Raw genomic sequence first — 8,165 nt, 5'->3', positions numbered from 1 at the left:
GTGACTGGGCACGCGAGCAAGGCCTCGGAGTGTCTGAGCGCGGACGGATCGCATCCTCGGTTGTCGAGCAGTACGACGCGGCGCACTGACACACCCACCGCCCGCAGCCATGCCGCTGATACAGCAAGACGACGCTCTCGCGGCGGCCTTCAAGTCCGGCGTGACGCAGCGCGAGCCTCGGCATGATCAGACGGATCGCTTTTCCCAGAGGCGGTGGAAAGACGTGAAGCGAGGAAGCCGTAGCGACTACGCATGGAACGCGCTTTACGTCCGGATCTGCACAACGGCGCCGTCGTAGTCGTCGCGGACTATCGCGACGACGCGTCCATGAGGGCCTCTGCTACAGCCGTTGCCCGGGCTTCGTTCGACCCGACGCCGAAGGTGTAATGATCCATCCTGCGGACATCTCGGTGTGCACCATCTCCCAAGACTCGATCGACTGCATCGGCGATCCTTCTGTCTTCTTTCGCTCCTCGAAGCCAGTCGTAAGCGGCGCCGCCCATACCCAACAAGATCGGGACCTGGCCCGCAGCGCCCTGGAGGCACATCGTCAGCTCGCGTTCCAGCGCCTCAGCACATCGAGCGACGTGGTCGATTCCGCGGCTTGCGTCAGCCTTGATCGTCTGACCCAACTGGGCAGACGTGGGTGTCGGAACCAGCTTGAAGACGTCGGTCAGGTACGGAGCGGCGAGGACCCCTACGACTTGTTCGACCCTGTCCATCGCCATCCGGACGCTGCTTTTCAACGTGCCGTCACCGCGATGACCTCGAGTGTGAAAGTTGCGCCAATCGTCCGGATCTGGCGGAGGTTCGGTACCACCCCAGTTGATCGCGACAGCACCACAGAACTCGTAAGCGGCGCGAGCTGAGCGAACTCAACTTCGGTCTCGGCGGTGATGGGGACCAGGTCGTCTGTGTCCTCGCCCATCGGGCCCACGAGGCGGCATGCCCGAGTCTCCAGCGGCCATCGACGTCGGGATGTTGGAGGTCCATCTTGCGAAGGCCGTCGTAGGCGTCGTACGTCAGAAAGGGAAGACTCACATGACGGAGTGTGACCCAAAGCGAATGCCATCAGCCGTGTAGGCGCGCTTGCGCCGCCGACGGTGTCCGACTCGCGGTGGATAGACGCACCATCGAGCGCACGACTCGCGATATGAGCCGCCGTTGGCGTGAGCGCGAAGTACCCTCGCTCGGGGTGGTCGGGTCAAGTTGCTCTGACAGTGCCACGTGCACGGCAGACCCGGTCGGCAAAGCCCAGGTGGCTAGCGGCGCAGGCGGGCGGCGACGTAGTCGTCGTTGCAGCGTTTGACCTGCCCGTTGTTCTTGATCCCGCAGTGCGGTCCGTGGTTCCAGCCCTTCGTGACCGTGTACAGGTCGAGGGTGGCTCGCCGGTTCCCGGGCTTGGGATCGTTCAGGGTGTTGTCCAGGATCAGAGTGACGCGGTCACGCTTCACGTCCCAGCGCGCCGTGATCGGGATCGCTCGCGCCGGCTCGTCGGATGAGGAGTAGTAGGCGCGGGCGACCTGGACGCCGCGCCGGTAGGTGGTGAACATCTTGAGGTAGCCGCCGTCACCCGGGTAGTAGATGCTGCCGCCCACCCAGGTCTTCTTCTTGCTCACTCGTTCGATCCGCGCGGTCAGGACCGTGCGGGTGTCGGTGTACGACAGGGTGCCGCGCAGGAGCTGATACGGGGCAGTCTGCAGCGCCTTGCCCTTCTCGTCGCGCACCGTCTCGGTCTCGGCGTACGCCCCGCCAGAGACGACCAGGGTGGCCAACACCGCGGCCACGGCGAGGAAAGCGAGGTGGACCCACGGGCGTCTCGTGCGCACAGTCGTCGGCATGGCACATCCTGACCCAGGAAGACTCGTGTTGTCGCCGAATCGAGTAGCGATATTCCGTACCGAGGATGGGTGCGGCTCCTTGGAGGTTGGAGATGTACCTCCTCCGATTGCGGGCGTCGGCGAGCAGTCGGCCTCTGCTCGTTGGTGGCGCCGCACTCAGCGCTACCGCCGGCGAGGCATTCAGCCCGGGAGTCCTTCAAGACTGCTGCCGCGACGTAGCCCGAGGGGCGTCCAATGAGGTCTGCGGAAACCCCAGACGCGGTGATAGGAGGCAGGTCCGTGATAGCGCGGATTGCGGCAGATCCGGACGTTGATGAGCATCGCTAGAAAGGTGGACTCCAGATGGCGCCGTCTCGCTTAACGATTTCCGACGCGTACACCACTCGAATCAAGCTCGGTTACGTGTTGAGGTGGGGCGTCGGTCTGACGCGCATCGCGGGAGTTTGGGCGAGTATCCGTATGGTGCGTCGCATGCGCGATGAGGACCGGGAGGCCGTGGGGTTGTTCCGGCGCCAGGTGCCCGACCTAGCGAGCCTGGGCGACCTCGTACGCGCCCGGGACGGCAGTCCAGATCCGAGTAGCGCGCTGGCGGCCGACGACCTGTTCTGGCCGCACCACCCAACCAGTCAGGTGACGTGGATGGCGATGGTGGGCAACGCTTCTGCAGCGCGCCGCGGACCGGTTCGGGGTGCTCGCGACTGCACCGCCACCCAGCGACCTGGACGATGCGGGAGGGTCTGATGCCGAACAAGCTTGAACGCGGCACGAGCCGTGTCGGGGAGCTCATCGACTTCAACGCCGAGACCCCCGAGGTCCAAGTCACGCTCGCGCGAACCAACAAGGGGATCAGCATCACGATCCCCTGGTCCGATCCCACTAGCCCCTACGCCGGCTGGTTCCTGCACGAGGACGCGGCGTTCGGCCGCACGCGGGCGAAGGCGCCCGCCCCTCCGCCGGTACCGCGTCGCGTCCTGTTCAACGACTCCTACGGGCCGGTCCTGCTCATAGGCGTCCGGGCGAGGGGGTTCCACGCGAACCTGTTCGGGCCCGGGTCGGGGACGCTGTGGGCCCGTGCAGCGATCATCGGCGTGCACGAGGACGCCGACTTCGACCAGCCGCACATCATGCGCTCGAGCATCTCCGGGCTGCGTGAGTGGCTGGGCATTAAGTCCTGGCGCACCTCCTGGGGCGCCGACGAGGACCCTCGCCACCTTTTCTGGCCCGATTCACCTGGGGCCATCGAAGTCGGGCAGCGCGACGGGATCTCGCTGACCTTCAACCCTGCGTGGCAGGTCGACCCCGAAGAGGACGAGATCCACCTTCGCGAACTCCTCTGGTGCCGCACAAGGAGCGATGAGCCACGCACGTGGGAGGACCACCTAAAGGACCACTACGGCGTACGAGACCTCCTGGTGCTCTCCCGCTGGCGACGCGAGACGTGCATCGTCGCGACGATCGCGCGCACCGATGACTTCCTGCCCTCAGCCGACGACGATCCGAGCGAGCACTGGCAGTCGAGAAACGTCGTGGTGCCGGAGGACGAACCGTCGCCGCCCCCGAGCCGCTACCGACCTCACTTGATGAGGTACGCCGACCTCGGCCAGGAAGGGATACGCCGTTGGCTCACGCTTCGCGACGAGTTCGGCCGCGCCCTCGACCCGGTCATTTCCTGCATCGGCCTGACCGATGCAACGCCGCACACCCTGCTCGCGCACTGCGGGCCCGGCCTAGAAGCCCTCGGTTACCTCCTGATGCTCCGAGACGGGGCTTCGCCCCGCGCAGCGCGCGACGCAAGCCTCCAGAGCAGGTTCCAGAGGATCCTTGTCGATGTCGGCGAATGCCTGCCCTTCGACGGCGAGCAATGGATGGCCTCGACCGTGACGACGTACAACGGTCTCAAGCACGCCAACCGGACGGCTCCCGACGAGCTCGATGTCATCAACGCGTGGCGTTCGAGCGTGTTGGTGGTCCGGGCGTGGGTCGCCATCGAGATTGGCGTCGACGTCGGCGCGGTGCGCGAACGACTTCTCGAGGACCCGCAGCGCCATCCGTACATCGCAGCTACTCGATAGATCGGCGGGAGCACCGGGACCCCGCGTTTGGGTCTTGCTGGCCGCGCGCGCGACGGCATGACAAGGGTTATGCGCGACGGGTCCCAAGCCATGCACCGGTCGGAACGCTCTCTCATCGGCAGTTCCGGACACCTCGACAGAGCCTGAAGGCGGCGATAAGACGCGCCTCCGAAGCGCACCGTCTGCGGCTGCTAGAGACTGGACTGGAGTCCGGGTTGCTGTGTCGCGCCCAGGTCAAGGGCTGCTCCGAAGTCGGATGGAACGCCCGTCGAGGCTGAGCGCTTTGGCGTGCCGGGCCTGGACAAGGCGCTGGTTCAGGGGCGAAGCGTTCACGCTCCGCGAGCGTTTCCCTCCCGCGCGAGATGCAACGGACACGTCCACGAAATACCCGCGCGGTTGACTCGGATGCCGGCCGATTCACGGCCGATCTCGGCCTCTGGCCGATGGAGAGGGGACATCTCTTGATTCACGAACAAGGCACGCCAAGACGGCGCAACCGTGCCCTACCCGGACTTGCCGCGGGGGCGGCAGGAGTGCTGGCCGTCGGCGTCCTGGCGACGGTCACGCCCCAAGCGCAGGCGTGGAACGCGGTGCCGACCAGCGGGGGCGACACGTGGGGAGTCCACGACGCCGCCAACCCCGGCATCGACACCGGCAGCGTGCGCAACACAGGCGGCAACGCCTTGCAGGGCTACGGCGGTCTCCGGGTCGAGGTCGACGGGGGCGACAGCCGTCTCAACGGCGTGCTCCTCCGAGGCTTCGGGCTCACCTACGACGGCCAAGAGACGTTCACCACCATGCAGGGCGTCGATGTCGACGGCGTGGTCGTGCGTCGTGAGCTTCTCGTCCCGGAGGGGTCGAACTACGGGCGGTTCTTCGACGTGTTCACCAACACCACGCACGAGGACGTGACCCTCGACGTCGCCTTCGGCGGGCAGCTCGGCTACAGCACCGGCGAGAACCAGAGCGAGATCAGCACCACCGGGACGGGCGACGACACGATCAGCCGCGCGGACGGGTGGGCGTCGTGGTTCACCCCCACCACCGCGGCTGGCACCCCTAGCCAGAATGGCCCGTCCGCGACCGTCTTCGGTACGCCCGGCCGGGCCGCGTCGCTGACCCGCATGGGCAACTTCCTGCTCGACCCGTTCGAGAACGCGCTTCCCGCCACTGGGGACGCCGCGAACCACCCCGGCTTCGTCAACACGATCACCATCGAGCCGAGCGACAGCGTGTCGCTGTTGCGCTACGTGGTGACCGGCCTCCCCGAGGGTCGAGCGGTCCTGGGGGCCACACGGCCTGCGGGCAGCGAGGTGACCCGCGTCGAGGACGTGGCAGAGACGCTCGCAGCGCTGCCGGCGGTTGATGGCCTCAGCACCGCCGAGCTCTGCTCGGTGGCCAACTTCGACCCCGGCGCGCTCGGACTCGGCGGTACCGACTGTGATCAGCGTCCGTTGAACGAGTTCGTGGACACGCCCGTCGGGTCGACGCAGGCCACCGCACCGGCGACCACCTCGCCATACGACGTCGTGGGCAAGACGATCACCCAGCTCGTGGCCGACATGAAGAGCGGCAAGACGAACTCGCAGCAGATCGTGCGTGCCTACCTCGACCGGATCGCGGCCTACGACCGAGGTCCGCTCGGCCTCAACTCCGTCATCACCGTGGCACCCGACGCCATGGCGCAGGCCCGAGCCGCCGACGCTGCGCGTAGGAACGGCGACACCCGCCCGATGCTCGGCATCCCGGTCCTCGCCAAGGACATCATCGACACCAAGGACATGCCGACCACCGGCGGCTCGCGTGTCTTCGACGGGTACCGCCCCAAGTCCGACGCGTTCCAGGTCGAACTGATGCGTGATGCCGGAGCGATCATCCTCGGTAAGGCCAACCTCGCCGAGTTCGCCAACGACGGCCACGCCAGCCCGAACGGCTACGGGGCGGTCTGGAACGCCTTTGATCCCTCGCGCAGCCCGATCGGCTCCAGCGGCGGCTCGGCCGTGGCGGTAGCCTCCAGCTTCGCTCCCGCAGCGTGGGGCACCCAGACCGGCGACTCGCTGTGGGGCCCGGCAGGAGCAGCGAGCCTGTACTCCCTGCGCGGCACCGACGGCATGCAGTCCAGCGCCGGCACCATGCCGCTCACCTTGATCCAGGACTACGTGGGCTGGATCGGCCAGTCCATCGACGACCTGGCGATGCTGCTCGACGTCACAGCCGTCGACAACCCCGCCGACCTGCTCGACGACGTCGCCAACGGCAAACGACCGCAGGACTGGACGACGTACCTGGACAAGGACGCCCTGCAGGGCAAGGTCATCGGAGTGCCGGAGACGGCGTTCGACGACCCGTTCGGCACCACCGAGGTCAGTGACGTGCTCCGGGCGAAGTTCGAGGTCTTCGAGGAGGCCGGCGCCACCGTCAAGGTGATCCCGGACTTCGCCGCCGTGCCAACCCGGGGCAACTACGGCAACACCGGCTACGAAGGTTGGCTGCAGTGGCTGGAGGCGCACCCGGACGCGCCGTACACCCGGCCAGAGCAGATCACCAACAACCCGCTGCGGGTGCCCTACCAGTACCCCGGCCCGTACACCGGCGACGGAACTGGGATGACCGACCAGCAGCAGCGTGACTTCGAGGCCTACCGCGCCCTCTACCGCGACAACGTCGCCGGCTGGATGGACACCAACAGCGTCGATGCAGTGCTCTATCCGACCGAGCTCAGCGAGATCCACCTCAACGACACGATCCAGCCGAGCTTCGGTCGCAGGGACCCGCAGTCCTCCGCAGCCGGGGTCCCGACGGTGATCTTCCCGGCAGGAACCACCACCAACGGGAGCCCAGTCGGCTTCCAGTTGCAGGGCAAGGCCTTCCAGGACGCCGAGCTCATGGGGTTCGCCTACGCCTTCGACCAGATCGCCAAGGGCCGAGTCTTGCCGACCAGCGTCACTCCGAGGCTCGAGTACGACGCGGGCGCTCTCCCAACGCCCGTCGAGCCGCTCGACCCGACGCCCGAACCGCCCGTCGTCACACCCGCCCCGGCCCGCCGGTTCACCGTGCTCGACCGCACCGTCGGCGCCAAGGTACGCCGGGGCAGGGCCACGGTGATGTTGAGCATCGGCTGCGCCAGCAGCGCCGAGGACTGCACCGGTCGGGTCCGGGCCAAGGTCGGCGAGCGCACGGCCACCGCGCGCGCCACCGTCAGTGCCGGTAGTGCCCAGACGGTCAAGGTCAGGCTCAGCAGGGCCGCTTCGATCCGACTTCGCAACGGCAAGGTGCAGAAGATCCGAGTGGCCTTCGTCGGCACAGGCGGCACCAAGAGCACGACGACTCCGGTCGTGGTGAGGGTACGCCGCTAGCCCTGTGAATCACCGCCGGCGGGGTGGGGGCCAGTTCCCACCGCCGCCGGCGGTGCCACGCTCTTGCCCGGCGCCTGATCGTCTGAGGCCGTTGCCGGGTAGCCGAATCCAACGATCGCGCTCACAGCCACAACACGGCGAGGGTGGGAACTGCACGAGTAGGCGCCTGGGGACAATCGCTGATGAGTGCGATGCGGTGCTCGAGGCGAGAACTGACAGACAACGTCTTCCCGGGCCCAGGCTCGACGACTCGAGCACCGGGGTACAGCGAGAAACAGGCCCGGAAGGACAAACGAGGCAACGACTCTGTACTCGATGCGACCTGGATCCCAGCCCCACATCCTCCTCGGACGAGTCACTTCCGCGCCCATCACGATTGATCCAGGAGTAGCTCCACGGGCAACTTCGAATCGTCCTCCGACGGCGGCGCTGCTTCGCTCGACTCCGCCCCGCCCCACTGCTGGCAGGTGGGTTCCGGGTCAGCGGCTCCGAAACCAGCTGAGGCCGCCCCGACCACCAATGGCGACCTTGCCACCCCCAACCTTGGGCACAGTCAGACGGATCAGCCTGTCCCAGAGGCGGCGAAAAGGGGCATCGTCTAACGCACGGCGGGGCTTCGGCCCCCTAGCCTCTGGATCCGTCTGGTCGTCGAGAGGTACTCGCAATGTCGTCCGCCACGTCCACGCTCCCCGTCGCGCACCCGACACCGCTCGGAGAGCGCCGTCGTCGTGGGGCCAGCTGGGGGCCAACTAGGTGCGTCATTCTGCGTCGATCGACCGACGCTCGACCGCGCGCCTAGGCGGATTGGGCCCCGTTGTGGGCTCTGACCTTCTGACCACGGATCAGAAGGTTGGGGGTTCGAATCCCTACAGGCGCGCAGCACACGGAACCGCAGG

4 protein-coding genes are annotated in these 8,165 nt (G+C 67.1%); 3 read left to right on the top strand and 1 reads right to left on the bottom strand.

Annotation, left to right across the window (positions count from 1 at the left end; translation table 11 throughout):
• Window positions 1–410: 410 nt before the first annotated feature.
• Window positions 411–869 (top strand): hypothetical protein, encoded by a 459-nt coding sequence (locus E4623_RS21200; RefSeq protein ID WP_134768576.1) that lies wholly within the window; start codon window positions 411–413, stop codon window positions 867–869.
• 393 nt (window positions 870–1,262) lie between these two features.
• Here the strand turns inward: E4623_RS21200 and E4623_RS21195 are convergent, their stop codons facing one another.
• Complete coding sequence (locus E4623_RS21195; RefSeq protein ID WP_134768575.1) at window positions 1,263–1,841, bottom strand: hypothetical protein; 579 nt, start codon at window positions 1,839–1,841, stop codon at window positions 1,263–1,265.
• Window positions 1,842–2,581: 740 nt separating this feature from the next.
• Here E4623_RS21195 and E4623_RS21190 point away from each other — a divergent pair.
• Window positions 2,582–3,913 carry a HEPN domain-containing protein gene (locus E4623_RS21190; protein ID WP_134768574.1) on the top strand — a complete coding sequence of 444 codons (1,332 nt, stop codon included), beginning with the start codon at window positions 2,582–2,584 and terminating at the stop codon, window positions 3,911–3,913.
• A 533-nt stretch (window positions 3,914–4,446) separates the two neighbouring features.
• Window positions 4,447–7,269 (top strand): amidase, encoded by a 2,823-nt coding sequence (locus tag E4623_RS21185; protein WP_167736793.1) that lies wholly within the window; start codon window positions 4,447–4,449, stop codon window positions 7,267–7,269.
• Window positions 7,270–8,165 lie beyond the last annotated feature (896 nt).

The sequence above is a fragment of the Nocardioides sp. 1609 genome (genome assembly GCF_004522105.1).
In the GTDB taxonomy this organism is placed as follows: domain Bacteria; phylum Actinomycetota; class Actinomycetes; order Propionibacteriales; family Nocardioidaceae; genus Nocardioides.
Note: the sequence above shows the minus strand (reverse complement) of the source record. Positions and strands in the feature narration are given on the sequence as shown.